Genomic DNA, 25758 nt, shown 5'->3' on the forward strand with positions numbered 1-25758 from the left:
AACTGCCAGTTAAATTAAGATTATAAGTTATGTATTTAGTTAAAAAATAGTCATTTCCCAGCAGCATAACCAGGATAGTAGAGCAATTAAAGTAACTTACCCAAAATTGCTAAAAGATACCCTGCAAAAGGGCTGAGATGGTAGGCACGAGTGGGATCGAACCACCGACCACCACCATGTCAAGGTGGTGCTCTACCACTGAGCTACGTGCCTATATTTCGCCCTCAAGGACGAGGCGCTTATTATATATAGGCTAATTTTACAAAGCAAATCATTTTAACTGATAACCTAAATTAATTAACACTCTTTCGTCAAAAAGAGTTTAGTCAATACCGCTTAGCTAGAATTACAACATCTAAAAACTAAATTGATTTTAAATAACTTTGTATAAGAAAAAATGGAAAATAGTTTAAAAACTGTCTTGCCTCAAACTAACGTTTCGTGGCATGTCCCCGGGATCCAGTAATTTAACTGGCGTGCAGGATGGGCAAACAAGTCGCAGGAAGTGAAAAGGATATTTTTTATTTTGCCTCTGCGCAAATTAAATACACATTCCTTAAACAAATTAATATTCCCTTAATAAAAATAGTTTAAAATTTATACAATATTTGCTGTGTTTTATTTAGTAGAGGAATATATGAAGTTTTCTGAAAGACAAGCTGCTTATAATAAAGATTGGGATACTCATGTTGTACCTTCCTATGAATTTATTACTAAGCAATTGAAAAATGGTGGATTAAATTTTTTTAACCAAAATAATATCTCAGCCATAAGTATAGCTCTCAAACATTACTCCAGCTGGGCTTTAAAAATCCTTAATGATTTAAACAAAAATATTTTAGCTATTGAAGATCATAATTTAGCTAAAGATTACTTTACTGACACTATCGCTCAAATAAAACAAGATTTTGTAGAATTTAGTCAATATAATTTGGACAATAAATCGCAAGAGGTTATAGCTGCAGTAAATGAACGAATAGAGATGCTCCAAAATGATTTTTCTTATAAACTAGAAAATCGTCAAATCTATAGCTTTAATCAAGCCGATAACTATGAACCTTTCAAAGAAAGTGTAGAGGATGTGTCAGGAACTTTATTTGAGCATGTAAAGTATAATTAAACTTTTAATAAATCTATAACGTTTTAAACGATATATTTTTACATGTAAGAATATCAACATAATTGTTTTATTATACAGTGCCCTACAATTTCAAGATACTATTATCTTCCTACTCCTAATAATTTATTTAATATTTCCTTAAGCATTACTTGGTTAAAATATATACAGGATTGGTATTTGGAGGTAGCTGCAATGAAATTTGCCCGCCTAGAAGCTCACTTTGATAATCTTAAGCGAGAAATGGAAAGATGTTATGGAGAAATTGAGCCTATTCTAAATATGATACAAGCTGATCAGCGCCTTAATTACCCCACCTCACTTACTTCAGCAAAATTATCAGAATTAATTAGAGAGTATTGTGCCTTATCTTTCACAATGATTCGTCATTTAAGAGAAAACAAACGTAGAGTTGAAGATCCTAATAATCTAGAAAGCTACCTAAGTACCATGAGTGTTATTATTAAAGAAAAATTAAATATATTTTGCGCCAATTGTTCCGAATTATTAAACGAACTAGCAAAAGCTAGTGTTATTGGGATGGGGAATAACCTCGATGCTCCAGTTTTTGAATCTCCACCGTTAAGCTTTCAAGATATACAAGGAACTTTTTTCCAAAGAATTACAAAGAACGAAGAATCGCTTAATTCAACACCCGATTTTCCCCTTGGAAATTCTTAAACATTACTATTTAATTTTTAATTTGTGTTAAAAAGCAGCCTAAAGGCTGCTTTTCATTTAGCTGTATTATTTACCAATCGTATATAATACTTGGTTAGGTAAACGTGTTTTATCTACAGGGTAATCATTAGCTGGTGTTTTATCAGTGTGATTACAAATAAGTGCTTCATTAGCAAGGTCAAATTTAACTTTAACAACTTTGCTTGGTAAACTCACTGTATGAAAAACAAACTCGCCAGACATAATACCTTTTTCTGCACTTTTATTGATTGTAAAGGCTTGCTCAGATTTACCTTCTATTTGCTGAATGCCGCCTGGTTGAACTTCAGCACCATTTAGACGAATTTGAGTTACTAATAAATTATCAGGAAGATTATTTTTTACTTTAATTTCAAAACCATCACAAGGAAGTGCAAAAGCATTAGCTGATAAACCAGCAGCTAAAAGAGCAGGAAGACATATAGATTTAATTTTATTCATAATTACACCTCTATTCTTATTATAAAATATTTATTTTTTCATAAAGGTCAGAAAATTTCTGACTCAATTCTAATTAAATAAAACAACCACTTATTATTGTCAAAATTAATTTGACAAATTTATTTAATTTATTTGCCTCACTTACTAAGTTAACATAATTGCATTTTATGTCAACACCTTTTAGACGTTAATTATATTTAACTTGAGTCAAACAAAAAAATAGTTTTGTTAAAAGCCTGGCTATTAATAAGAATTTTCTAATTATAAAAAATCATTTTTTTGTGTGACATTTTTATAAAATAAATTTTGACAGTTTTTAAGTATTTAAATATTTTTGTTTTTAAAGAGAAAAAAATGCTTAGAAGCTAAGTTATTGAATTTAAAATTTTTATGTTTTTTGCTGCCGTAACATTTACTATTTAAGTAGTAAAGCATGTTAAAAAACAGACCCAATAAAATAAAATTTGACTTAATTTGTTTGACAATAGAAGCACAGTGCTTTAAATTTGAGGCGTTTTTTAAGGATAAGTAAAACGCAGTTTTTATCCGTTCCTTCTCTTAGGAAACTACTGTATTTGTCTCACATAAACCAGCAGAAAATAAGGAATAAAAATGAAAATAAAAAAAATAAGTGCTGCTTTATTATGCTCAGCTACCGTTCTTTTTACAGGTAGTTCTTTCGCTCAAAATCAAGAACTTACTTTAAATACTTTAAAGGGTTACGATTTGCCACCGCATCAAGCAGTAACCCTGAATGGGAGCTGGTTTAAAACGCGTGCTTTTCAATGTTCAGTTAGAGCAGAAAAATACGATCAGAATCCTCTTATAATCGAAGCAACAAAAAATCGTGCTGTAGTTAATGGCGTTATTTTACCAGAAGGTAATGTAATGACCGTATTAGTTAATGTTGGTGATAAAATGGAATTTGAATTAGACACTCGTGCCAAATTAGCTATTACAAACGACTCTGATCACTTAATGAACATTCGTTGTGACTAATAATTAGACATTTTTTCAAAGTAGAGGTATTAAAATGGTAAAAAAAATACAAGCCCTTTTGCTTTGTACAAGCGCTTTACTTAGTACAAGCTCTTTTGCAACTAATTTTGAATTATCAAAAGGTATATCAAAAGAATATGATTTGCCACCTGGCCAAGTACAAACACTTTCTAACTATCTTCCTTGGACAGTTACTGCAACTTGTAAAGTTAGAACAGAAAAAAATGCGAAAAGCGCAATTTATATTGAAGCCTTACAAAAGAAAGTTATTGTTAATGGCTTTATTTTAACTGAAGGTGAAACATTAAAAATAGTTGTTTCTCCTAATGAAAAAATAGAAATTGAAGCTGATGCACATGCTCAAGCTTATTTAACTAACCAAAGTGATCAATTAGTTAACCTTCATTGCAGTACAAAATAAATTTTATGTTGGGTCAATCGACCCAACTATTCTCAAAATTTCACAAGTAACATACTTAAAATTTTTAAAATTAATCCCCTAGTAAAGTCTGTTATCTAGTTTTTACAAGAGTAACTAGGGTAAGCATTGATAATAGCTTTATAAATAGCAAGACTAAGTGGTTTAATTGCATCACCCATAGGCGAGTTTACCTCACCCTCACCTGCTTTATTATTTAAAGCAACAGCTACAGTTATATTATTGCAAGGACTAAAAAGATACATAACTCTATAGCCTAGTGTACTTCCCTTATAACTCCAGTAGCGATTCTTAGTTTCTTTATCAAAAATATAGACAGCACCTAAACCAAAACCATTAGGTTCTTCTTGACTGACGGTTGGGATCGCTTGCCCAGACTGGGTAGAGATCACTTCCATTAATTCAGTTAAAGCGAGCTTTCGCTGATTATTATTAAAAAGTTCACCATGATACAATATTTGTACCCAACGAACGACATCTATTGTGTCCGAAATGATAGCCCCTGCCGCGCCAGCCCAGGTTAAATTATTACCAGTTGCATCCATTATTTCTTTCTTATCTTTGTCATAAAAATAACCATGGACCATGCGTGGCATCAGCTGCTGATAAATTGCATCAGCGTTTTTACCAGCTGCATAAAAAGTATTTTTTAATTGAAAAGGTATTAAAATACGTTCCTTTAATACTTCTGCAAATGGCATGTTAGTAACCTTTTCAATAATTAAACTTGCTAAAATATAATTTGAATTTGAGTAGTTAAAATGTTTTCCCGCAGCAAGTGGTTTATCAGGATAAGCCCATTTTAATAACTCTTCATTTGACCATTGTTTCTTAAAATTTGCGCTAGCTGCAGCTTTATAAAATGCTTCATTAGTTGAATAATTGGGAATCCCACTAGTCATATTTAATAATTGTTTAATAGTAACACTTTTCCAATTTGGATATTGGGGCAACCATTTTCCTAAATTATCATTAACTGATAATTTGCCTTCTGCTTCAAGTTGTAAAATAATTGCGGAAGTAAACGATTTAGTTATACTTCCAATTTCAAAAAGATTATTTTTAGTTATGGAAGCAGTGTAAGGTGGCCGACCAATAGTTCCTGAAAAATAACTATTAATGCTTCCTTTTAAACTACCAGTCTCACTAGGCATAAATACCGAAACAGCAACCCCGGTGACCTGCTCTTTTTTGCCAGTTGTTACTAAATAGTTATTAAGTAATTGTTGTATATTAGGTTCTAATTTTGTAACAGCGCTAGCTAGAGTTGTTTGATAAGTTGAGAAAATAAGAGTCAAACTAATAAAACCTAACGTAAAAATCCTTTTCATATCTTTTCCTTAATTTTTAAACCCTCATTAAACTACTAGTTTTTATACTTTAACTATCCTAGACTGGATTTATTGAATTAAACAGTAACTGCTTAATATTATTTAAATTTTAATTAGAGTACTACCTATACTCAAAAAGCTAAACAATTTGTAATAAGTATCATGTTTTTGGAAAGTAATTATTAATTTAATAGAAGTTTAATTTATTAAATTTTAAAAAAGGATTTTACTATGAGCTTAATTAAGCCAATGCATATTAATGCATCACCTACAGATTTAGCTGGTAATAATGGCTTAGGGCGTTATATTTTTTTAACTGGTTCAGAAGAAAGAGCAAAACAATTTAGCGAACGCTTTGCTGAACCAGTTATACGGGCGCACCCAAGGCAGCATAATTTATATTTAGGAAAATTATTAAGCTCATACGGAACAATTGAAGTGGGTGCGATATCAACCGGAATGGGCGGTCCTAGTGCAGATATTATTATTAATGAATTAATTAGTTTAGGCGCACGTAGACTACTTCGTGTTGGAACTGCAGGCTCACTACAGCCCGATAAAATTAAAGTAGGTCATTTAGTTGTTGCAACTGGCGCGGTTAGAGATGATAAAGCGTCTTGGGACTATATCTATCCCGAATATCCAGCTGTTGCCTCCTTTGAATACCTCATTGCAGCTAGACAAGCTAGTAGCTCTGTAATAGACACACATCCTATTCATTTTGGTATTGTTCATTCAAAAAGCTCTTTATATGCGCGCGAGTTTAGCTTGTCAATGTTACAAGATAACGATCAGTATATGCATAGCTTGCGCCTAGCAGGTGTATTAGCCTCTGAAATGGAATGTGCTCAACTATTTATATTAAGCTCTTTAATGAATGCCAAATTAAATAAGTTAGATTCACATGCTATTTTAACTGGTTGTATTTTAGCTGTTGTAGGTGATGTTACCGCTTTTTCTGAGGCAGAAGAGATTATTACCAAAACTATCAACGCTGCAATAGAATTTAGTATTAAAACAACAGAAGAAATGTTTTTAATTGATCAAAAATTAAAGTCTTTATTTTAAATTACCTATTATGAAAATTGCGTTGCGACATAACTCTAGTTATGTCGCCTTAATTTAATTAAACTTCTTTAATTTCATTAATGGTAATGACTTCGGAAGGTACGTCAGCGTGACCTAAGCGATTACCAGTCTGTACTTTAGCAATTTCATCAACAACATCCATCCCTTGTACTACTTCACCAAATACACAGTAACCATAGCCTTGAGCAAGTTCGTTTTGAAAGTTTAGAAAACTATTATCAACTAGGTTAATAAAAAACTGTGCTGTAGCTGAGTGCGGATCAGAAGTTCTTGCCATAGAAATAGTGCCGCGTTTGTTTGGTTTAGCATTTTTAGCTTCATTTTTAATAGGCGTTTGCGTGGCTTTTGCAGACATATCTTCGGTTAATCCACCGCCCTGAATCATAAAGCCTGGGATGACACGATGGAAAATTGTATCATTGTAAAAACCTGAACGAACATAGCTAAGAAAATTTTGCACAGTACTAGGTGCTGTATCATCATGAAGCTGTAGCTGAATATCACCTTTTGAAGTAGAAATAATGATCATTAAAAACTCCTAAACGTTAGTCGCAATTAAATCGCGCATCTTAGCACAAACGTCATGCATTACGTGAATATTATGAATACTTGCCAATGCAGTAAAAAGATTTGTTTTTTGTTTAAATAAATGGTGAAGGGCTGCTTTAGAATAATTTTTACATGTATAACAAGTGCAGGTTGTCATAACAGGCGATAGATCATCAGCATAGATGGCCTTTTTAATTTGTAAACGATGGTTACTAAATTCGCTAGCGAAACGCAACCAATTTTTTTCTTTAATAATTTCACCACAATACAAAGCTCCATGACGCGCATTGCGAGTTGGGGCAACACAATCAAACATATCAATCCCTTCTGCAACAACATCTAGTAAATCTTGTGGCGACATACCTACGCCCATAGTATAACGTGGCTTATTTTCCGGAAGGAACTCTCTCACCCAGCGGATTACTTCGACGGTTTTATTCATATCAAAACCAACTGTCTCACCACCTATAGCAATACCATCAGTATTCATAGAAGCTACATACTGAGCACTTTCTCGCCGTAAATCAGCATGGATTCCACCCTGTATTATGCCAAATAAAGCTTGGGAAAAACCATAAATAGAATTTGGATACTCAGCGTGATAATTGATTGACTGCTTTAGCCAGCGATGCGTACGCGCCATAATATGTTGTACTTCCTCACGCGAGCAATCATCAGGCGTGCATTGATCAAAGGCCATAATGATATCGGCGCCAATAATCTTTTGGGTAGCCAACGACATTTCTGGCGTCATATGGATAATACGGTCTGTAGAAGGTAATTTAAAATGAGCGCCTTCTTCATCAATAGAGCAAATCTCTTTATTTTTAGATAAGCTAAAAACTTGAAATCCACCACTATCAGTTAACATAGGGCCATGCCAGCCCATAAAAGGATGCATACCACCGGCTTGTTTAATAATATCCATGCCAGGCGCACAAAGCATATGATAGGTGTTACCACCTAAAATAATCTGGCTGCCAGCAGCTTTTAATTCGCTTACAGTCATATTATTGACACCAGCCCGCGTTCCTACAGGCATAAAAGTGGGTGTCATAAAGTCACCATGAGCTGTAGTTATTGTTGTAATACGAGCATGTGTGTATCGATGTTTATGAATTACTTTGCAGGTAAAGCTTGTCATTGATTTAAACCACTAAAGACTGAATGCTACAGTAAAAATTAACGTGCTAGGTTTGTTTATTTCGCTTTGCATTTATATAAAGAAATACTGCTGTGCTAAGTATACAAATAAAATATAAAGCAGCCCAGGCTGGCATCGATAAACCGAGCAGTTGCCAATTTATTTCAGCACAATCAGCAGCTCCCCAAAATAAAGCATGTAAAATATCGCGCCAAGGAAAATAACGCATCAATACATCTAAGCCTGGTAAACAAGCAGGCATTTGATCATGAGGCAATGATTGTAACCAAAGTTGACGACCAGCAAAATATAAACCAGCTAAGGCAATAATAATTTGCAAGCTTGTAATAAAGCGTTGTATAAATAACCGGCTAGTAAAAATAGCTATAAAGCAGAAAAATAATTCCAAAAGAACGCATAATCTTTGCATTAAACATAGAGGACAAGGCTGCATACCTTCTATGTATTGGAAATAAATTGAAGCAAGCAATACGCCTAAACTAATTAAAAGGAGTAAACTCTGCCAGTAGCGATAATTATAAATAGTCATGATCGAGGTAACATATATAAAATAGCATTTTTAATATCCTCTTCGCTACATTCTACACAAGTTCCCTTTGGTGGCATAGCATTAAGGCCCTTAATTGCTGAAGCAGTTAAACCATCTATCTTTTTTTCCATACGTGGCTTCCAATCAGCTTGGCGAAATTTTGGAGCCCCCGCCAGACCATTTTGGTGACACGTTATACAATATTTTTCATAAGTTGCTTGTCCAGGCTCCTCTTTTTTTGTAGCAACTTGGGTCTGGGTAGAAGATTGCTTTGCTTTTTGCATATCAGCTGGTGACTCTTCTATTTTAACCTGACCAATAGGCTTAATACGCTCTATAATTTGCTGACGATCGAAATCATTAACATTATCAGCAAAGCACCATTTCATTACTAGAATTAAAAGTAGCAGAGCGATGCGCATATGGATCCTTAATAATCAATTATAAAATAATAACTACAACTACCGCTAATTTCCAGTCAAAACATCATCCATCGCATTTTCTAGGTGGATTCTTCTTTGGAATTTATAATTCATTGCTCATTGAAAATTAAATTAAGGTATAATTATTTATTCTTACGCTTAATTAGTGAAGTTAGAATGATGAGCGATAAAAAACCAATTGTTTTAATTGCAGCACCTGAAATATTAGCAATACCTGTAAAAGAAAATCATGAAGAGCTTATTGATATAAAAGATAATGCAAATATTGTGATTGGTCCTTCACCAGAAATACCAAATAACACTGATTACACTAAAATGAGGAAAGAAGTTTATCGACGCTTATTAAAAGCGCAATCCTTATTACCCCAAGGCTTACGTTTTTGTCTGTATGAAGGTTATCGCAGCTTAGCATTACAAAAACTATTATTTGAAGAACGCTATAAGAAAATTACCAAACAACATCTTTCGTGGTCGCATGAACAAATTTTTAATGAAACGATGAAACTTGTCTCACCTGTAATTAATCTTGATGGCAGCTTAAATATTCCTCCTCATACTACAGGCGCGGCTATTGACGTTTATTTAGTTGATGAACAAGGCAGCCCAATTGACATGGGGATTCACCCAAAAGATTGGGTAGAGGATACAGATGCTTTATATTCTGCTACGAGTTGTCCGCTAATCAGTAAAAAAGCGCAAGCAAATCGAAATTTAATGAGCAGCGTTTTACATGAAGCGGGCTTTATTAATTACCCTACCGAATATTGGCATTGGTCCTACGGTGATCGCTATTGGGCTTACATGACTAAGCAGCACTATGCTATTTATGACAGTATTTAATAGGATTAAATGACTTAGAGCACTGCTTTTATAATTATAAAAGCAGTAACTCTTCAGCATCAATTTCTTCAAGATGATGGTAGAAAGAGAATAATTTTTCTTTGCAAATGTTTAGCAATGATTCTTTACTGTAAGAATACCAATAAGTTTTATCTGCTATAAGCTGATTTGCTGGTAATAGACTAGTTAACCATTCTTGATTTTGTTTATCTTTAGGTAACGTAATATAAGGAATTTTTTCACCGCTGCTTAATAATTGGATTAATTCATCACTGGCTCCGTAGTCACGAGCAATGTTTAAGTAAAACATACGATCCGCTTCACTTTTCACCACTAAAAAACTAATTTGAGCATCGTGATCTAGCAGTAAAAAACTGCCTGTACTATCAACTAAATAAAACTCTACGATGCCTTTATCCTGGCATAGCTCTTTAAAGAAAGTTACAAATTCATTATCTTGTAAGCAAGCTGGTATCTGTAATGGCGAATCTTGGTATATAGTCTTTGACATCGCTTGAAAATATTGCCATTGTAAATCGTTAATCCGCTTAGTAATTAAATCAGCTATATTGGGATCGCTTTTATAAATATAGCCATCAATTAATCCAGCATGAAAAGCTTCTACTGCCAATTGCTCATCTTTTTTACCAATTAATAACAATTTTTTAATGGCTGTCTCTTTGATTGTTTCACAAAATTCTAAGCCATTCATGTCAGACATATCATAATCAACCACTATAACTGAAATTTCATTAAAGCGTTGTGGATTATAAATTTCTGAATGAATGACAGTATGAATCCCTTTCTTATTTATATCGTTATTTAATTTAGTATAACCTTCTATATATCGATTCTTAAGGGTTGCAAGCTCAATATATTTTTTTTGAATATAATTTAGGGCATCAAAAGGAGCGTCAAAAACTCGATAAGCTAGCCACTCATCAAGCTGTAGTACGAAATTAAGTAGAAAGTCCCGGCTATCATCGACAAATAAAGCAGTAGTGGGAAAATAGCAAGCTGGTATTAAGGAATGTTGCATAGCTCCTCCTGAGCAAAGCGTTCTAATTATACTAAAACACGCATCCTCTGCTTTTATTTAGTAAAGCATTAAGTTAATTGCAACCTAGTGGAGTTAATTTAAAGACATATAACGCCGCCAAGTACTGCTATTTAATTAACTATTAGCAAAGCCTTATAAAAATAATAAATCATTTTTACAACTTGTTTATAAAAATACCACATATAGCTAATATTTCAACCATAATTCGCTAATTTTCATAAATTAGTTAAAAAATTATTTTATTAAGGTTATTAAATAAGCCTTTTACTCGTTTTTTTTAAATAATTTCTTTATTGTTCCGTCCTAGCCTATTAAAATGATATTTTTTTGTAACCTCTGATTCTTTAATGACAATGACTAAAAAGATATTACATATCGCAACACGGCAAAGCCCGCTTGCTCTTTGGCAAGCTAATTTCATTGCAGACTTAATTAAGGCTAAAAGACCTGATATTTCTGTTGAATTATTACCCATGGTGACCTCAGGGGATAAATTTAGTAAAGGTAAATTACAAGCTATAGGAGGAAAAGGTTTATTTGTTAAAGAGCTTGAAGAAGCCTTATTAGATAAACGCGCTGATTTAGCTGTTCATTCTATGAAAGATGTACCCGCTGAACTACCAGACGGTTTAGAATTAATGGCAATTTGCAAACGTGAAAATCCGTATGATGTATTTATTAGTCGTACAGGATGTAAATTAGCCGAACTTCCAGCAGGAAGTATTATTGGTACAGCAAGCCTAAGACGCCAATCACAATTGCTAGCTTTTCGGCCCGATTTAACAGTTAAAGTTTTACGAGGAAATGTCAACACACGTTTAAGTAAATTACATAATGGCGAATATGATGGTGCTATTTTGGCAGCCGCTGGTTTAATTCGTATGGATATGCAACATATCATTACCGAGCCATTAGCCGAATCTTGGATGCTACCAGCATGTGGTCAAGGCGCATTAGGTATTGAAGCACGATCAGATGATGAAGAATTAAAAGTAATTTTAAATGAATTAAATGACCCCTTAACAGCAATTTGTGTTAATACTGAACGTCAAGTTAATGCGTTGTTAGGTGGTAATTGCCACGTTCCCCTTGCTGTTTTTTGTCAAGAAAAAAATGAAGAAAGCTTATTATTACAAGCTAAGGTTTTAACATTAGATGGTAAAACCACTATTTATGAAGCGCAAGAAGGTACAAAAGATGAAGCACCATCTTTAGCAAAACAAGTTGTCGATAAATTATTATCAAAAGGAGCTCGTGAACTACTTGCCATGTCATGAAGGATAAATTAACAAAGTTTTCACTAAAGAGTTTACGTGTTCTAAACACGCGACCTGCAGAACAAGGTCGTGCTTTAAGTATTGCTATCCAGCAGGCTGGTGGGATAGCATTGGATTGCCCTGCTTTAACTATTATGCCTACCGAAATGGGATGGCTTAGTTTACTGCCTGATTTAAATCAAGTTAAGCAGGCTATCTTTACCAGTCGTAATGCTGTTAATTACGCTTTTAAATTGTTTACTCAACAAAAGATTTTATGGCCTGGAAACATTGAAGTTATTGCTGTAGGAAAAGGCACCGCTTGGCAGTTAGAGCAATATGGCATTACTGTTCAACATATTCCTCTTACCGCTGATAGTGAGCATCTCCTAGCTATACCTTCACTAAAACAAGTTAATCAAGACATTATTTTACTGTTTAAAGGTCAAGGCGGTCGGCTACTTATACCTCAGACCTTAAAAGCAAGAGGAGCTAGGTTAATTGAATTAGCTGTTTACCGGCGCAATAAGCCTGCTATTAATCAAGAACAATTACAGGCATGGTGGTATAATAAAGCAGTGGATATTATACTGTTTACAAGTCAGGAGGCTATGCAAAACATCTTTGCAATGTTTGGAGAGCCTGCCCATTCTTGGCTTCGCAGTTTACCTTGTTTAGTGATTAGTAAACGTTTAGCTCAAGCTGCAACTTTATTAGGTATACAAAACATTATACTTTGTAGTCCTGAAACCATATTAGAAGCACTCGATCAATTTAACAAAGGATTTACTCATGAATGATAATGAGGAACAACAATTAAATGAATCGTCTAAATCAATAAAAGAGCCTGTAGTTGAATCTACACAGCCGGACGTAAATGAGGTTTTATCGCCTAAAAAAAACTTTGCACTTAATAATATTAACGGTTGGCATGTTGGTTTATTAATTTTAGTTTTGATTTCTTTATTGTTAACAGCATTTGCCTTTTATCAAAGTCAAGAGTTAAAAAAAATTCAGCAACAGCAGCAATATGCGCTAAATCAACAAATCAGTTTACTGCAAAAACAAGTACATAAATCTACTGCAGCAATTAATATGCGCACTAATGATTTAAAAAGCGCGCAAGCTAATCTAACTAATCACTTTGAGCAGTTAGATAAAAATTTACAAACCGCACTAAAACAGCGTTTTTTTCAAAATCAGGATTGGCTACTATTAAAAGCACGCTATTACTTAGAGTTAGTTCAGTTAAATGCTCATTGGGGAGAAGACCAGCGCATCACTACCGCTTTATTACAACAAGCTGATCAAATTTTACAAGAAGTACCAGAACAACAATTGTTTCCAGTCAGACAAGCTATTGCCACAGAAATTGCGAAATTAAAAGCGCTACCCTCTGTTGATGTCGCAGGTCTATTAAGCCGATTGGATGCAGCGCAAACTATGGTAACGCAATTACCACTACAACAAAGTTTAAGTAGTAATTTAGCAGATACTCCTTCACCTAAAACAAGTAACCCTAACTGGCATGAGCAATTAAATACTAGTTTAAGCTATTTAAAAAAACTGGTTATTATTCGCCACCATGAAGGTGAGGTTCAACCCATTTACTCACCGCTACATCAAGCACTATTACGTGAAACGATTCGCATGAATTTGCAAGAAGCACAGTGGGCTGTATTACAAAAAAATACGCAAGTTTACCAACAAGCGTTAACGCAAGCTATAACAGCAATAAAAAATACTTTTAACATGCAGGCAACAAATACTCAGGCTATGCTTAAAGATTTACAAGAACTACAACAACAAAAGCTTAATTATGCAAAACCTGTAGTTGACCAACCTTTATCATTACTTAATCAATATATTGACTCCAGGATTAAACCGCAAATCCCTGCTGCATCGTCCACAGGAGATCAGTCATGATTTTTCGTATTTTATCAGTTTTTATTATCTTTCTATTAGCTATTTGGCTAGGCCTGCAGCTCAGTCATGATCCTGGTTATTTACTAATTGCACTTAACCATTGGACTATTGAAACGACGCTAAGTATTGCTATTATAAGTTTAGTTCTTAGCTTTATTGTATTTCACTTTATCTTACTTTTATTAAATCGACTTGCCCATTTTCCTGAGCGCTATCATTACTGGAGAACCAAACGCCGCGCGCAAAAAGCACAAGCTAAAACTCGGCAAGGATTAATTGAATTTAGTGAAGGTTATTGGCAGTCTGCAAAAAATCATTTAATTAAAGCACTTCCCGATACAGATGCGCCTTTATTAAATTATTTGACTGCGGCTCGGGCTGCACAAGAATTAGGTGATTATCAGCTGAGAGATAAATATTTACGTGAAGCACAACAATCAATGCCTGAAGCTAAAGTTGCTGTTGAATTAACCCAAGCACAACTACAATTAGCAAATCAACAATGGGAACAAGCGCTAGCTACTTTAAGACACTTACAAAGTCTAACACCTCATCACCCTTATGTATTAAAACTATTAATGTATCTCTATAAAGAGGTACGCGATTGGCCACAGTTAATTAATCTTTTACCGGAGTTAAAACGTAATCAAATAGTTACGGCAGAAGCGTTTGAGCACTTACGAAAATATGCCTATTTACAAGCAATGTCTGATTTAATCAAATTCTCTCAAACTGACGCCTTAGAAAACTTCGTGAGCCAGTTACCAAAATCGTTAAAAAATGATCCTGACCTGATGAGCAGTTATTGCGAATATTTATTAGAAACAGAACAATATGATTTAGCGGAATTCGTTCTAAAACGCTGTTTACGTAAACAATATGATGAAAAATTAGTAGCTTTATATGGTCAATTCTATATAAACGAAGAACAGCTAAAATTCGCAGAATCTTTATTGAAGAAACATCCTAATTCAGCTGCTTTATATTTATGCTTAAGCCGCCTTAGCTCAGCTAGCCATTTATGGGGAAAAGCTAAGACTTATACAGAGAAAAGCTTATCTTTAACACCAAGTCCCGATGCCTATATTGAAATTGGTAGGCTATATGAACGGTTGGGAGAGCAGCAAAAAGCGTGTCAAGCATACCGCGATGGTTTAAATTTAGCGCAAAAAAATACTAACGAAATTATTCATATCAACCATGATATATTTAAATTACCTTCAGTTTTGTAAAAGATAATAGCTCTCTACAACAATCGGTAAAAGAAGGTTATTTTATATAGTATTAGCATACTATTAAATTACGCTATCTATTGCTGTAATTTATTTGCTGTGCAGGCATCATCACAAAAAGTTAAATTTTGCTCTACTTGAATTGTTGTATGATGAATATTATGTTTATCTTTAAGCACTTGAATTAAGCGCTGACGAGCAACATCGGTTAAAGGTTTATTTGGCATATAAAGATGAGCAGAGAGCGCATTTTCCTGCGTACTTAATGCCCATATATGCAAATCATGTACTTGCTCAACCCCCTCTTCACTCTTTAATACTTCCAGTACAGAAAGCCAAGAGATACCCCGAGGGACACCGTCAATAATTAAGCGGAAGCTATCGCTAAATAATGACCAAGTTCCCTTAATAATCATTAAGGCAATAATTAAGCCCACTACGGGATCAATCCACATCCAATTTGTTAAATACAAAATAGCTGCTGAAATAACAACCCCTACCGAGATAAAAGCATCGTAAAGTAGATGTAAAAAGGCCGCGCGAATATTTAAATCTTCAGAACCACGTAGAAATAATATTGCTGTTGAACCGTTAATTAAAATACCTATAGCTGCAACAATCATCACTGAAGTGGCATGGACTTCAGAAGGTGTAAATAATTTATACACAGCCTCTGTTGCAATGATACCACACGTAAATACCAACATAATCCCATTGGCTAGAGCTGCTAAAATAGAAGTTTTTTTCATTCCATAAGTTGTATTTTGCGTAGGCCTTTTCTTTAATAAACCATTAGCGATCCAAGCAAATATTAACCCTAATACATCCCCAAGATTATGAACAGCATCAGCAAGTAAACTGGTAGAATTGGCAAGAAAAGAAAAAATAATTTGAAAAATAACAAAAGCCCCATTAGCACTAATTGCAATAATAAATGCTTTATTAAATGCAGGAGTACCATGATGGTGACCATGTTGCCCTTGGTGTTTATGCTGATGATCATGCTCTCTACCCATAGGTACTCCTAGTGTTTAATTTGCTCTAAACCTTGCTATAACTGTATTATAGCGTCGCCCACAAGCCTTATACTTCGTTACAAGTTCTTCCGACTCAGTCCTGTACTTTTGTGTACACTCCTTTTATTATTTATCTTGCTCATTGGTATAATAATTGATCCCAATTTTTACTCGTTCTCGGTTATTTTTTTTGCGCCAAGTGTTGGTATCACGTAAGGAGTAAACACAACCGCAATACTCCTGTTTATAAAAATTCTCTCGCTTAGCAATTTCATACATACGAGCCGCACCATCATTTTTTCGCCAATTATAAGTCCAATAGACCATCCCAGGATAACGACTTGCAGCTCTTACTCCTGAATCATTAATTTGATTCATATCTTTCCAACGTGAAATACCTAATGAGCTACTAATAACGGGAAACCCATGCTCATAAGCATAAAGAGCTGTACGTTCAAAGCGCATATCAAAACAAGCACTACAGCGCTTACCACGTTCAGGCTCCCATTCTAGGCCCTTTATCCGTGCAAACCAGTTATCTTTGTCATAATCTGCATCGATAAAAGGAATATTATGCTTTTTAGCAAAGGCAATATTCTCTTCTTTTCTAATCTCATATTCTTGCACAGGGTGAATATTAGGATTATAGAAAAAAATTGCAAAATTAATTTTAGAAAAGAGTAAAGCTTCCATTACTTCGCCTGAACATGGCGCACAACAAGAGTGCAACAATAATTTATTGGCATCATTAGGAAGGGTTAATTGTTCACGGTTGACCATGATTATCACTCGGTAAATTAATAAAATGTTGACGATAATAAGCTAATTCGGCGATTGAATCTTTAATATCATCCAAAGCGAGATGCTTAGATTCTTTAGTAGCACCATCCATTAATTTAGGTTGCCAGCGTTTAACCAATTCTTTTAACGTACTAACATCTAAATTACGATAATGAAAAAAAGCAGCCAGTTGTGGCATATATTTATATAAAAATCGCCTATCCTGACAAATACTATTGCCACACATTGGCGATTTACCTTTATCAATATATTGTTTTAAAAATTCAATAGTTTGTTGTTCTGCTTGTGCCTCAGTAATACTTGATTCCAGCACCCTTTTTACCAAGCCCGATTGATTATGCTGCCTTGTATTCCATTCATCCATACTAGTCATTATTTTTTCAGATTGGCAAATAGCAAAAACAGGCCCTTCTGCTAAAATATTTAAATGTAAATCTGTCACAACCGTTGCTATTTCAATAATCTTATCTTGTTCAGGATCAAGTCCTGTCATTTCTAAGTCTAGCCAAATTAAATTATTATTACTTTTCATGCTTTATATCCAGGAATTTTTAATTAACTTAGCGCAAGCAACCCGACGCTTGTGCAACTCCTCTTTAATAGCTACCCCTTGATAACCTTCAGCCATTATAGATTGTGCCGATATTTTCAAACATTCAGCTAATAAATACAGCCACCTTTCTTCTTGAGGATAATCTACTATTTTACCACGGCCTTGTAAGTCTGCCTTACATACAATAAGCAGTTGTTTAAATAAATGTGGCCTACGAAAGGCATCAGCTTGCTCCAAAACTTTAATAATAGTCTGCGCTTTAAGCTCTGCTAAACGATGAATAAGTAAATGAAATTGAGAGCCCATAACTGCCAATTTTCGATAATCATTTGGAATACGTAGACGTTGGCATAACGATTCGATTATTGTTATACCTTTTTCCTCATGACCGTGATGACTTGGCCACTTAACCATTGGACTTATTGCTTTACCTAAATCATGCAGCAGTGCCGCAAAGCGCACGATAGGATCACTTGAGGCTGCGGCAGCCGCTTGCAAAACCATTAAAGTATGCACTCCACTATCAATTTCAGGATGATATTGAGGTGGATTTGGAATTCCAAATAAATTCTCTAACTCCGGTAGTATAACAGCTAGAGCACCGCATTGACGTAATGTTTTAATAAATAAATGGGGATCTTTTTCTACGAGACTACGTTGCCATTCTTGCCATACTCGTTCAGGAACTAAATAATTTAGTTCACCTTTCTTCACCATTTTATACATTAGTAAGCGCGTTTCTTCAGCTAACTTAAATCCTAAATGATGATAGCGAGCTGCGAAACGAGCAACTCGTAAAACTCGCACAGGATCTTCAATAAAAGCATCAGAGACATGCCGAAGTTTTCTAGCTTTAATATCCTTAACGCCATTAAATGGGTCAATAATATTGCCTTTATCATCCATTGCTATGGCATTTATTGTTAAATCTCTACGACTTAAATCGTCTTCTAAAGTTACATCCTCGGTAAAATCACAAGCAAAGCCATAATAACCGGGAGAGGTTTTGCGCTCTTTACGTGCTAAAGCATATTCTTCACGTGTGGTAGGATGTAAAAATACTGGAAAATCCCGACCTACTTGTTGAAAACCTTGTGTTTGCATTAAAGAAGGGGTAGCGCCTACAACAACCCAGTCACGCTCTTTTACTGGGTAATTAAGCAGTTGATCACGAACTGCGCCACCTACTAAATAAATTTTCATTACAAAACCTTTATAGCCAATTGGCTTAATTTAATTAAAATAGCTATCTAACTTGTACTTTATAGCATTTTGGCCTCATACTGTACAAAAGTTTAAATAATTAAAATGTTTGCAATTATAGACTATTTTTTAATCATGAGTAAAAGACGACTTAGTAAACAGCAATCTGCCCGCGTTAAAAAGATACAAGCTAATTTCCAACAATTAAGTAGTGATTCTACGGATTGTATAGATGGACTTGTTATTTCACGCTTTAGCCGCCATGCTGAGATTGAAGCTCAAAATGGTAACCGGATTCATTGTTCTATTCGGCCTAATATTGATTCTTTGGTTGCAGGCGATCAAGTCGTTTGGCAGCCCACGGGTATAAATCAAGGAGTCGTTTTAAGTCGTTATCCACGTAAATCTGTACTAACCCGTACAGATAAACGGGAAGAACACAAACCTATTGCTGCAAATATTTCACAAATTTTTATTGTCGTTGCTCCAAAGCCAATTATTAGCTGGCTCTTACTCGATAGCTATCTAGTGATGGCAGAAATCTTGCAATTGAAAGTTCAGATTGTATTAAATAAAACAGATTTGCCCTGTTTATCTTTACAACAAGAATTAATCAATTCTTATCAGCCCTTAGGTTATAAGCTCTTATTTACCTCTAAAGAAGATGACCATAGTTACCTTTTACTTAAGCAAGCTCTCTGTGAGCATATCAGTGTTTTTGTTGGTCAATCTGGTGTAGGTAAATCATCTTTAATAGCTACCTTATTACCAAATGAAAAAATTACTGTTGCAGCAATTTCAGAGTTATCTGAGCTTGGCTGTCATACAACGAGTAACTCGCGATTTTATCACTTACCTAGCGGTGGAGCCCTAATCGATTCCCCTGGCATACGTGATTTTAGCTTAAGTAATCTGACCCCTACTGATGCTATTTATGGGTTTCGTGAATTTAGAGAATTAGCAACAAAATGTAAATTTCGTAATTGTAATCACCGTGATAATCCTGGTTGTGCTTTAATTGAAGCGGTTAAAAAAGGAAATGCTTCAACAAACCGTTATGAAAACTTACTTAAAATTAAGACACAGCTGACAATACAGGACTATTAGAATAAATCTCTTCTGGAGACTCAGTATACTCTAAAGTAGAAATATTAGTTTCAAATTTACTAAAATATTTTGGTAATGAGCTAATCTCAAAATTAATCAAAATAGTTCTTGCAATTTTTGCTAACATACTTGGCAACTCATACCATGCTTGGTTCTGTGAATTAAAGGCTTCTAACTCTTGATGAAAGCGTTTAGCAGCTTCTTGGTACATCGTTGTGTTTATTGCAGATTCTTTAAAGAGGCCAAAACCTTTAGGAGCACGAGCTATTTGCCATGCGATTCGATGAACTAAAAAATCCCTTATGATTTTCACTAGAGTATCTGACGGCACTGGTTCAATTTTTGCCCTTAATTGACTCAAAAGTTCTTCACTTTCCTCTTTAGGAATTTCTTTTACAAATTCTGAAAACTTTATATTAATTCGGATCCATTTAAGATAATCATTTTGAGTTTGCAGCAAAGTAGAGATTATTTCCTCTAAGAAATTCTCAATTTGTGGCATAATTTTGCTGCTTTTATCCTTATAAGACCAAAGGACGCTTAATAATGTATCTGGTTCAAAACAAGTAATCGAAGACTGTCTAAAGAGCGATCCATCAATAATAGTACTTAGCCAAGCAATAGTATCTGGGTAGCGTAAAAATGTCACACGGTAACCATCACTAATAAAAGCCGGTTTAATAACAGATTCCATAAGAGAGGCATAAATAAAACGAGCCTGAGTAAAATCGCCACTAAATATAGGCTTTTTAATTAAATTCATTATATCATTACCCGTTTTGGTAATAGTATTTGAACAGTCCCAAAGCGAGAAAGAAACGCCAGTTAAAGGCAGATATTTAAAGGTGTGAGTCATTAAAGACACGCCTAGAATTAGAATCCTCTTTATTGCCTCTTCATCGCTAATATGATCATAATCACTAAACACTTTTTGTTCTGATTGTGGTCTCATAGTGTCTATTCTAACCTTATGTTCCCACTCAACCGGAAAACGAACAAAAGGATCGTAATCAAGGACAAACTTTAAAAGGTATTGTGCATAAACAACTAAGCATTCACCTTTATCTAACACTTGCTCTAGAACTTCTAAAAAAGTTATTTTTCTACCTTCAAATAGGATTGTCTGACTTAATAAATTTAACTTTTCTTCTTCGGGTAAATTATTTAAGTACTTTAAAAATTCTTTATAACTATTTTCTGCATAATCTAATTGCGATGCGGTAATATCATTACCTAAATATAATCCTTCAGGATATAAGGTGCCTTCTACCAATTTTTTTACTTCTAATACAGTTTTACGGCTAACTGGTATGTCATGATTTTCCTCTTCAGCCTCATTAAAACAACGTACAAAATGAGGTAGCGAATGTTTAATACGTTCTTTTTCTACAGCGGTGAATGGCTTGAAGTGATTACAATTATAAAATGTTTTGCGATAAGTAAAATTGCTAACGCAGTTGGGTAAAAATATTAGTTCATCGCCCTGTTCTGCAAGGATATAATGCGTTAATGGATAAACAGTAAGTTTTTCTCCCGATATAAAATCGGTTTCATGCGTTAGAGTCGGAATTAATAATTTATAATAGTTTGGAGGGCTTAAAAAATTAAGTAATTGAGCTCCCTCTAGGTATTGAGCAAGTGATATCCATGATTCATTTGCTCCATCTATTAAACGAGTATAGTCAAGAGGTGTATCGATAATTTCTTGCCATCTTAAGGTAAAAAGCTCTACTATTTCTTGCACTAAATAGGCATTAAGTTGATCAATACGTCTTATGTATTGCTTAATTTTAGCAAGTTTCTCTTTCAATTTGGTTGATGCAGATTCAAGAGATAATGCATTGAGTAAATTTTCTAATTTATTTAGATTATAATAGGGACCTGCTTGAAGATTGCGATAGACAGAAGCAAGCTGATTGTGACTTGCAATCAAAGAATGATCAAGTTCATATATCCATTGAGCAACAGCCTTTAGCTTTGGCGCTAAATTCTCGGCATGTTGCAATATTTCAATTAATAATTCTAATAGGTAAAATTGCTTACCTCTTACTTTAAATAACGTACTATAAAGATAATTGGAATCTTCAACTTTACTTAGCTTAAGAGTATTAATTAAATCAATAACTGCTCTTTTTAATTGATATTTATTATTATCTACTTCCAAACTTTGATAATAAGCATCAATTACATTTAATAATTCTGGCAGTACATGGCGTGGTAGCTCGCCATTTTTTTTCCAAAGTGGTGCAAATTGTCTTACTAAACAATGCCAAATAGTTAAGGTACTTTTATCATCTTGAATTAATAAATTATCAGAATTATCAATAACTTTTCGCCAGTGCATTGATAACAAATCAGTTAATTCATCTAACTGGCTTGAGTTAAAATTATTTTGACTAATAAATTTGTGTTTAAATAAAGCTGCTTTTGAATTAAAGGAAGGTAGAGTTGTTAGGGACAAAGCATTTAATAATTCTTGTAAATTATAAAACTCAAAGTAATGTTTTGCTTGAGGGCAATCTAACAACCTATGTTTTAAAAGAGAAGAAGAGGACAAAGTATAAATACTGTCTAAGACTATATTTAATTTTTTAGTTAGATCTTCTGTTTCGGGCATGGCTAAACAATCAACTAAAATTTCTACTAAATAGATTTTTTGTTGCTCGTATTCAAGCGTAATACTATAAAAAGCATTTATATCTTCGGCCGAAAATGTATTTAAATAATTACAAAAGTTTTTAAATGACTCTTTAAATTTATTAAAATCTTTATTCTCATCACAATCAAAATAAGTATGAATTACCTCACAAAGCGCAGAAGTTAATTCTATCTTTAGTTGATCTGTACGCCATAGAGGAACTAATTCATTAATAAAATAATACCAAAAATCTGACTCTGATTTTTGATTCTCCTCATACGGCTCTTTATTGCGAATACGGTGTAACTCTTTAATAGTAATTGTCTTATAGCTATTTAGCTTCCCAGAAGTACTAAACGTTTTTACAGAATGTTCGAGTTTTTCCATCAGATCAGGAACAGAATAAACTGTTTTATCATCATGGCCTAGATATAGGTCATTTAAATTTTCGACCGAATTTAAATCTAAGTCAGGAGAATAGGGCTGTAGACCAGGAATTAATATAGCTAAGAATGGCTTATTTAATCTTTTACCTAATGATTTGGCCAGCGAAATCCATTCTTTATATTGAGCTGATGAGAAACTAGTATAATCATAAGAAGCATCAATAGTATTATCCCAACGGTGGGCTAAAGCAGACTCAATTAGGTCTACTTCCTCATTAGAGAGCTCTTTTGCAGGATCTAGTGAAGAAAATTTTTCTTTTAAAAAATCTATAAATGCTAGATCTTCGCGGTTAAAGTTAGCCCCGTTTAAAGATACAACCTGAATAAATTCCTGAATACGTCGAACTAACATTGCAAGTCATTATCCCATAAACTGGTTGATTCATATTACAGTAAGTTCTGCTAAATTATCTACAAGTAATCAATACTTCTCATACTTTAATTTGTTTAGTTACTTAATAAGTTATAAACGTTTCGCTTATTCTAAATTAATAACGAATAGTAAATTGAATCTCACATTTATTTAATACAGATTAAATAAGGACTCTAAAATAAATTTTTGGAAATTATAAACCAATAAAATCTTCATTTATAGGAGAATTAGATTTTAAATGTAAATAATAATGATTTACATTTAAGAATGTCAGAAAAATTATACTTAGAAAAAGTGAAAATAAATCAATAGGATAAAAAAAAGCGGCTTAAAGCCGCTTTAAGAATAAAACCCTGGCGATGACCTACTTTCACATGGGGAAACCCCACACTATCATCGGCGCGAATCTGTTTCACTGCTGAGTTCGGGATGGAATCAGGTGGTTCCAAATTGCTATAGTCGCCAGGAAAACCGGTTGGCTTTAAAAAAAGCCGGTAAAGATTAACGTCACACACGCGTTTAGGTGCCTTATAACCTTCCACACGTCACAGCGCTTGAGGTTATATGGTCAAGACAATCAGCCAATTAGTACAAGTTAGCTTCATACGTTACCGTACTTCCACACCTTGCCTATCAACGTCGTCGTCTTCAACGGGCTTCATGGGAAAACTCATCTTGAGGGAGGCTTCCCGCTTAGATGCTTTCAGCGGTTATCCCGTCCGAACTTAGCTACCCGGCAATGCCACTGGCGTGACAACCGGTACACCAGAGGTTCGTCCACTCCGGTCCTCTCGTACTAGGAGCAGCTCCTCTCAATTTTCCTACGCCCACGGCAGATAGGGACCGAACTGTCTCACGACGTTCTAAACCCAGCTCGCGTACCACTTTAAATGGCGAACAGCCATACCCTTGGGACCTGCTTCAGCCCCAGGATGTGATGAGCCGACATCGAGGTGCCAAACACCGCCGTCGATATGAACTCTTGGGCGGTATATCAGCCTGTTATCCCCGGAGTACCTTTTATCCGTTGAGCGATGGCCCTTCCATACAGAACCACCGGATCACTAAGACCTACTTTCGTACCTGCTCGACCCGTCGGTCTCGCAGTCAAGCACCCTTTTGCCTTTACACTCTTGGTACGATGTCCGACCGTACCGAGGGTACCTTTGTGCTCCTCCGTTACGCTTTGGGAGGAGACCGCCCCAGTCAAACTACCCATCATGCACGGTCCTCAGCCAGGATGACTGGCTTAAGTTAGAACCTCAAGGATAACAGGGTGGTATTTCAAGGTCGGCTCCATGACAACTAGCGTCGTCACTTCTTAGCCTCCCACCTATCCTACACAGTTATCATCAAAGTCCAGTGCAAAACTATAGTAAAGGTTCACGGGGTCTTTCCGTCTAGCCGCGGGTACACTGCATCTTCACAGCGATTTCAATTTCACTGAGTCTCGGGTGGAGACAGTGTGGCCATCGTTACGCCATTCGTGCAGGTCGGAACTTACCCGACAAGGAATTTCGCTACCTTAGGACCGTTATAGTTACGGCCGCCGTTTACCGGGGCTTCGATCAAGAGCTTCTCCTTACGGATAACCCCATCAATTAACCTTCCGGCACCGGGCAGGCGTCACACCCTATACGTCTTCTTACGAATTTGCAGAGTGCTGTGTTTTTTAATAAACAGTCGCAGCCACCTGGTCTCTGCGGCCCCGAGTCGCTTTGCCATGTAAAATGACTCACCACCCAGGGCGTACCTTCTCCCGAAGTTACGGTACCATTTTGCCTAGTTCCTTCACCCGAGTTCTCTCATGCGCCTTAGTATGCTCTACTTGTCTACCTGTGTCGGTTTGCGGTACGGTTTTTAATAAGTTATGGCTAGCAGCTTTTCCTGGAAGCGTAGCGTCAATGACTTCTCTGCACCTCGAAAGGTCAGAACCCTGTTGCCCCTTAGCGTTAGTATGTGTCCGGATTTGCCTAAACACACCGCCTACAAGCACAGACCGGGATAACCATCACCCGGCTCACCTAGCTTTCTTCGTCCCCACATCACCACTTATCAAAAGTTAAGGACTATTAACCTTATTCCCATCGACTACGCTTTTCAGCCTCGCCTTAGGGGCCGACTCACCCTGCTCCGATTAACGTCGTGCAGGAAACCTTAGACTTCCGGCGAGAAGGGTTTTCACCTTCTTTATCGTTACTCATGTCAGCATTCGCACTTCTGATACCTCCAGCCCACCTCTCGGTGAACCTTCATCAGCCTACAGAACGCTCCCCTACCACGTGCACATAAGTGCACATCCGCAGCTTCGGTGGATGATTTGAGCCCCGTTACATCTTCCGCGCAGGCCGACTCGACCAGTGAGCTATTACGCTTTCTTTAAAGGGTGGCTGCTTCTAAGCCAACCTCCTGGCTGTCTGTGACTTCCCACATCGTTTCCCACTTAATCATCACTTGGGGACCTTAGCTGGCGGTCTGGGTTGTT

At 35.4% G+C, this 25758-nt stretch carries 23 protein-coding genes, 1 tRNA gene and 2 rRNA genes (1 of these 26 cut by a window edge); 11 read left to right on the plus strand and 15 right to left on the minus strand.

The annotated features are described in order from the left end of the window. Positions 1 to 138: 138 nt before the first annotated feature. Positions 139 to 213, minus strand: a tRNA-Val gene (locus tag ACNVED_RS12415). Between the two features lie 424 nt (positions 214 to 637). On the opposite strand from ACNVED_RS12415, the gene ACNVED_RS12420 reads away from it, so the two are divergent. Both ACNVED_RS12420 and ACNVED_RS12425 read left to right on the plus strand, forming a co-directional pair. After that, positions 638 to 1120, plus strand: a complete 483-nt coding sequence (locus tag ACNVED_RS12420; protein ID WP_419419323.1) for a hypothetical protein — start codon at positions 638 to 640, stop codon at positions 1118 to 1120. Between the two features lie 192 nt (positions 1121 to 1312). Continuing rightward, a complete protein-coding gene (locus ACNVED_RS12425) occupies positions 1313 to 1798 on the plus strand; it encodes a hypothetical protein (protein WP_419419324.1) in 486 nt (161 codons plus the stop codon). Between the two features lie 66 nt (positions 1799 to 1864). Here the strand turns inward: ACNVED_RS12425 and ACNVED_RS12430 are convergent, their stop codons facing one another. Then, positions 1865 to 2278, minus strand: coding sequence for a hypothetical protein (locus ACNVED_RS12430; RefSeq protein ID WP_419419325.1), 414 nt, complete (start codon positions 2276 to 2278; stop codon positions 1865 to 1867). Positions 2279 to 2890: 612 nt separating this feature from the next. Between ACNVED_RS12430 and ACNVED_RS12435 the strand changes: the two genes are divergently transcribed. Further along, positions 2891 to 3277, plus strand: coding sequence for a hypothetical protein (locus tag ACNVED_RS12435; protein WP_419419326.1), 387 nt, complete (start codon positions 2891 to 2893; stop codon positions 3275 to 3277). Between the two features lie 34 nt (positions 3278 to 3311). Then, on the plus strand, positions 3312 to 3698 hold the full coding sequence (locus tag ACNVED_RS12440) for a hypothetical protein (RefSeq protein WP_419419327.1): 387 nt from the start codon (positions 3312 to 3314) through the stop codon (positions 3696 to 3698). Positions 3699 to 3793: 95 nt separating this feature from the next. Here ACNVED_RS12440 and ACNVED_RS12445 read toward each other — a convergent pair whose 3' ends face one another. After that, positions 3794 to 5047, minus strand: coding sequence for a serine hydrolase domain-containing protein (locus ACNVED_RS12445; protein ID WP_419419328.1), 1254 nt, complete (start codon positions 5045 to 5047; stop codon positions 3794 to 3796). A 231-nt stretch (positions 5048 to 5278) separates the two neighbouring features. Between ACNVED_RS12445 and ACNVED_RS12450 the strand changes: the two genes are divergently transcribed. Continuing rightward, positions 5279 to 6115, plus strand: a complete 837-nt coding sequence (locus ACNVED_RS12450) for a nucleoside phosphorylase (protein ID WP_419419329.1) — start codon at positions 5279 to 5281, stop codon at positions 6113 to 6115. 58 nt (positions 6116 to 6173) lie between these two features. On the opposite strand, the gene ACNVED_RS12455 is transcribed toward ACNVED_RS12450, so the two are convergent. Genes ACNVED_RS12455 through ACNVED_RS12470 form a run of 4 tightly spaced genes read right to left on the minus strand, consistent with a single transcriptional unit; the run spans position 6174 to position 8801 of the window. Then, positions 6174 to 6665, minus strand: a complete 492-nt coding sequence (locus ACNVED_RS12455) for a peptidylprolyl isomerase (protein ID WP_419419330.1) — start codon at positions 6663 to 6665, stop codon at positions 6174 to 6176. 9 nt (positions 6666 to 6674) lie between these two features. Further along, a complete protein-coding gene (tgt, locus tag ACNVED_RS12460) occupies positions 6675 to 7829 on the minus strand; it encodes a tRNA guanosine(34) transglycosylase Tgt (RefSeq protein ID WP_419419331.1) in 1155 nt (384 codons plus the stop codon). Positions 7830 to 7875: 46 nt separating this feature from the next. Further along, positions 7876 to 8379 carry a disulfide bond formation protein B gene (locus ACNVED_RS12465; protein ID WP_419419332.1) on the minus strand — a complete coding sequence of 168 codons (504 nt, stop codon included), beginning with the start codon at positions 8377 to 8379 and terminating at the stop codon, positions 7876 to 7878. Further along, positions 8376 to 8801 carry a c-type cytochrome gene (locus ACNVED_RS12470; protein WP_419419333.1) on the minus strand — a complete coding sequence of 142 codons (426 nt, stop codon included), beginning with the start codon at positions 8799 to 8801 and terminating at the stop codon, positions 8376 to 8378. The genes ACNVED_RS12465 and ACNVED_RS12470 overlap by 4 nt, the downstream gene beginning before the upstream one ends. 177 nt (positions 8802 to 8978) lie before the next feature. On the opposite strand from ACNVED_RS12470, the gene ACNVED_RS12475 reads away from it, so the two are divergent. Continuing rightward, the gene (locus ACNVED_RS12475) at positions 8979 to 9662 is read left to right on the plus strand and encodes a M15 family metallopeptidase (RefSeq protein ID WP_419419334.1); all 684 of its coding nucleotides are present in this window, start codon (positions 8979 to 8981) and stop codon (positions 9660 to 9662) included. A 34-nt stretch (positions 9663 to 9696) separates the two neighbouring features. On the opposite strand, the gene ACNVED_RS12480 is transcribed toward ACNVED_RS12475, so the two are convergent. Then, positions 9697 to 10701 carry a response regulator gene (locus ACNVED_RS12480; RefSeq protein WP_419419335.1) on the minus strand — a complete coding sequence of 335 codons (1005 nt, stop codon included), beginning with the start codon at positions 10699 to 10701 and terminating at the stop codon, positions 9697 to 9699. A 374-nt stretch (positions 10702 to 11075) separates the two neighbouring features. Between ACNVED_RS12480 and hemC the strand changes: the two genes are divergently transcribed. From hemC to ACNVED_RS12500, 4 genes are read left to right on the plus strand one after another with little or no spacing between them, the layout of a single operon-like run. Beyond that, a complete protein-coding gene (gene hemC / locus ACNVED_RS12485) occupies positions 11076 to 11999 on the plus strand; it encodes a hydroxymethylbilane synthase (protein ID WP_419419336.1) in 924 nt (307 codons plus the stop codon). Then, on the plus strand, positions 11996 to 12778 hold the full coding sequence (locus tag ACNVED_RS12490) for a uroporphyrinogen-III synthase (protein WP_419419337.1): 783 nt from the start codon (positions 11996 to 11998) through the stop codon (positions 12776 to 12778). The genes hemC and ACNVED_RS12490 overlap by 4 nt, the downstream gene beginning before the upstream one ends. Next, the gene (locus tag ACNVED_RS12495; RefSeq protein WP_419419338.1) at positions 12771 to 13904 is read left to right on the plus strand and encodes a uroporphyrinogen-III C-methyltransferase; all 1134 of its coding nucleotides are present in this window, start codon (positions 12771 to 12773) and stop codon (positions 13902 to 13904) included. Before ACNVED_RS12490 ends, ACNVED_RS12495 begins: the two co-directional genes overlap by 8 nt. Beyond that, positions 13904 to 15136 (plus strand): heme biosynthesis HemY N-terminal domain-containing protein, encoded by a 1233-nt coding sequence (locus tag ACNVED_RS12500; protein WP_419421191.1) that lies wholly within the window; start codon positions 13904 to 13906, stop codon positions 15134 to 15136. The genes ACNVED_RS12495 and ACNVED_RS12500 overlap by 1 nt, the downstream gene beginning before the upstream one ends. 77 nt (positions 15137 to 15213) lie before the next feature. On the opposite strand, the gene ACNVED_RS12505 is transcribed toward ACNVED_RS12500, so the two are convergent. The 4 genes from ACNVED_RS12505 to ACNVED_RS12520 all read right to left on the minus strand — a co-directional run bounded on the left by ACNVED_RS12505 (position 15214) and on the right by ACNVED_RS12520 (position 18709). After that, complete coding sequence (locus ACNVED_RS12505; protein ID WP_419419339.1) at positions 15214 to 16152, minus strand: cation diffusion facilitator family transporter; 939 nt, start codon at positions 16150 to 16152, stop codon at positions 15214 to 15216. Positions 16153 to 16278: 126 nt separating this feature from the next. Continuing rightward, on the minus strand, positions 16279 to 16932 hold the full coding sequence (locus tag ACNVED_RS12510; protein ID WP_419419340.1) for an epoxyqueuosine reductase QueH: 654 nt from the start codon (positions 16930 to 16932) through the stop codon (positions 16279 to 16281). Then, on the minus strand, positions 16919 to 17485 hold the full coding sequence (orn, locus tag ACNVED_RS12515; protein ID WP_419419341.1) for an oligoribonuclease: 567 nt from the start codon (positions 17483 to 17485) through the stop codon (positions 16919 to 16921). Before orn ends, ACNVED_RS12510 begins: the two co-directional genes overlap by 14 nt. A 3-nt stretch (positions 17486 to 17488) precedes the next feature. Next, on the minus strand, positions 17489 to 18709 hold the full coding sequence (locus ACNVED_RS12520; protein ID WP_419419342.1) for a multifunctional CCA addition/repair protein: 1221 nt from the start codon (positions 18707 to 18709) through the stop codon (positions 17489 to 17491). 135 nt (positions 18710 to 18844) lie between these two features. Between ACNVED_RS12520 and rsgA the strand changes: the two genes are divergently transcribed. Beyond that, entirely contained in the window at positions 18845 to 19816 is a 972-nt protein-coding gene (gene rsgA, locus ACNVED_RS12525) for a ribosome small subunit-dependent GTPase A (protein ID WP_419421192.1), read from the plus strand. Here rsgA and ACNVED_RS12530 read toward each other — a convergent pair. The 3 genes from ACNVED_RS12530 to ACNVED_RS12540 form a co-directional block, all read right to left on the minus strand. After that, complete coding sequence (locus tag ACNVED_RS12530) at positions 19785 to 23252, minus strand: hypothetical protein (protein WP_419419343.1); 3468 nt, start codon at positions 23250 to 23252, stop codon at positions 19785 to 19787. The two genes, rsgA and ACNVED_RS12530, sit on opposite strands and share 32 nt — an antisense overlap. A 372-nt stretch (positions 23253 to 23624) precedes the next feature. Then, a 5S ribosomal RNA gene (rrf, locus tag ACNVED_RS12535) occupies positions 23625 to 23740 on the minus strand. A 97-nt stretch (positions 23741 to 23837) separates the two neighbouring features. Next, positions 23838 to 25758, minus strand: a 23S ribosomal RNA gene (locus ACNVED_RS12540) (it continues 980 nt past the right edge of the window).

It is taken from the genome of Legionella sp. D16C41, from assembly GCF_048541585.1.
GTDB lineage: Bacteria > Pseudomonadota > Gammaproteobacteria > Legionellales > Legionellaceae > Legionella_C.

Bases quoted from the DNA above. Each gene is read 5' to 3' on its own strand.
- ACNVED_RS12420 (WP_419419323.1), top strand. From the start codon at position 638: ATGAAGTTTTCTGAAAGACAAGCTGCTTATAATAAAGATTGGGATACT.
- ACNVED_RS12425 (WP_419419324.1), top strand. From the start codon at position 1,313: ATGAAATTTGCCCGCCTAGAAGCTCACTTTGATAATCTTAAGCGAGAA.
- ACNVED_RS12430 (WP_419419325.1), bottom strand. From the start codon at position 2,278: ATGAATAAAATTAAATCTATATGTCTTCCTGCTCTTTTAGCTGCTGGT.
- ACNVED_RS12435 (WP_419419326.1), top strand. From the start codon at position 2,891: ATGAAAATAAAAAAAATAAGTGCTGCTTTATTATGCTCAGCTACCGTT.
- ACNVED_RS12440 (WP_419419327.1), top strand. From the start codon at position 3,312: ATGGTAAAAAAAATACAAGCCCTTTTGCTTTGTACAAGCGCTTTACTT.
- ACNVED_RS12445 (WP_419419328.1), bottom strand. From the start codon at position 5,047: ATGAAAAGGATTTTTACGTTAGGTTTTATTAGTTTGACTCTTATTTTC.
- ACNVED_RS12450 (WP_419419329.1), top strand. From the start codon at position 5,279: ATGAGCTTAATTAAGCCAATGCATATTAATGCATCACCTACAGATTTA.
- ACNVED_RS12455 (WP_419419330.1), bottom strand. From the start codon at position 6,665: ATGATCATTATTTCTACTTCAAAAGGTGATATTCAGCTACAGCTTCAT.
- tgt (WP_419419331.1), bottom strand. From the start codon at position 7,829: ATGACAAGCTTTACCTGCAAAGTAATTCATAAACATCGATACACACAT.
- ACNVED_RS12465 (WP_419419332.1), bottom strand. From the start codon at position 8,379: ATGACTATTTATAATTATCGCTACTGGCAGAGTTTACTCCTTTTAATT.
- ACNVED_RS12470 (WP_419419333.1), bottom strand. From the start codon at position 8,801: ATGCGCATCGCTCTGCTACTTTTAATTCTAGTAATGAAATGGTGCTTT.
- ACNVED_RS12475 (WP_419419334.1), top strand. From the start codon at position 8,979: ATGATGAGCGATAAAAAACCAATTGTTTTAATTGCAGCACCTGAAATA.
- ACNVED_RS12480 (WP_419419335.1), bottom strand. From the start codon at position 10,701: ATGCAACATTCCTTAATACCAGCTTGCTATTTTCCCACTACTGCTTTA.
- hemC (WP_419419336.1), top strand. From the start codon at position 11,076: ATGACTAAAAAGATATTACATATCGCAACACGGCAAAGCCCGCTTGCT.
- ACNVED_RS12490 (WP_419419337.1), top strand. From the start codon at position 11,996: ATGAAGGATAAATTAACAAAGTTTTCACTAAAGAGTTTACGTGTTCTA.
- ACNVED_RS12495 (WP_419419338.1), top strand. From the start codon at position 12,771: ATGAATGATAATGAGGAACAACAATTAAATGAATCGTCTAAATCAATA.
- ACNVED_RS12505 (WP_419419339.1), bottom strand. From the start codon at position 16,152: ATGGGTAGAGAGCATGATCATCAGCATAAACACCAAGGGCAACATGGT.
- ACNVED_RS12510 (WP_419419340.1), bottom strand. From the start codon at position 16,932: ATGGTCAACCGTGAACAATTAACCCTTCCTAATGATGCCAATAAATTA.
- orn (WP_419419341.1), bottom strand. From the start codon at position 17,485: ATGAAAAGTAATAATAATTTAATTTGGCTAGACTTAGAAATGACAGGA.
- ACNVED_RS12520 (WP_419419342.1), bottom strand. From the start codon at position 18,709: ATGAAAATTTATTTAGTAGGTGGCGCAGTTCGTGATCAACTGCTTAAT.
- rsgA (WP_419421192.1), top strand. From the start codon at position 18,845: ATGAGTAAAAGACGACTTAGTAAACAGCAATCTGCCCGCGTTAAAAAG.
- ACNVED_RS12530 (WP_419419343.1), bottom strand. From the start codon at position 23,252: ATGTTAGTTCGACGTATTCAGGAATTTATTCAGGTTGTATCTTTAAAC.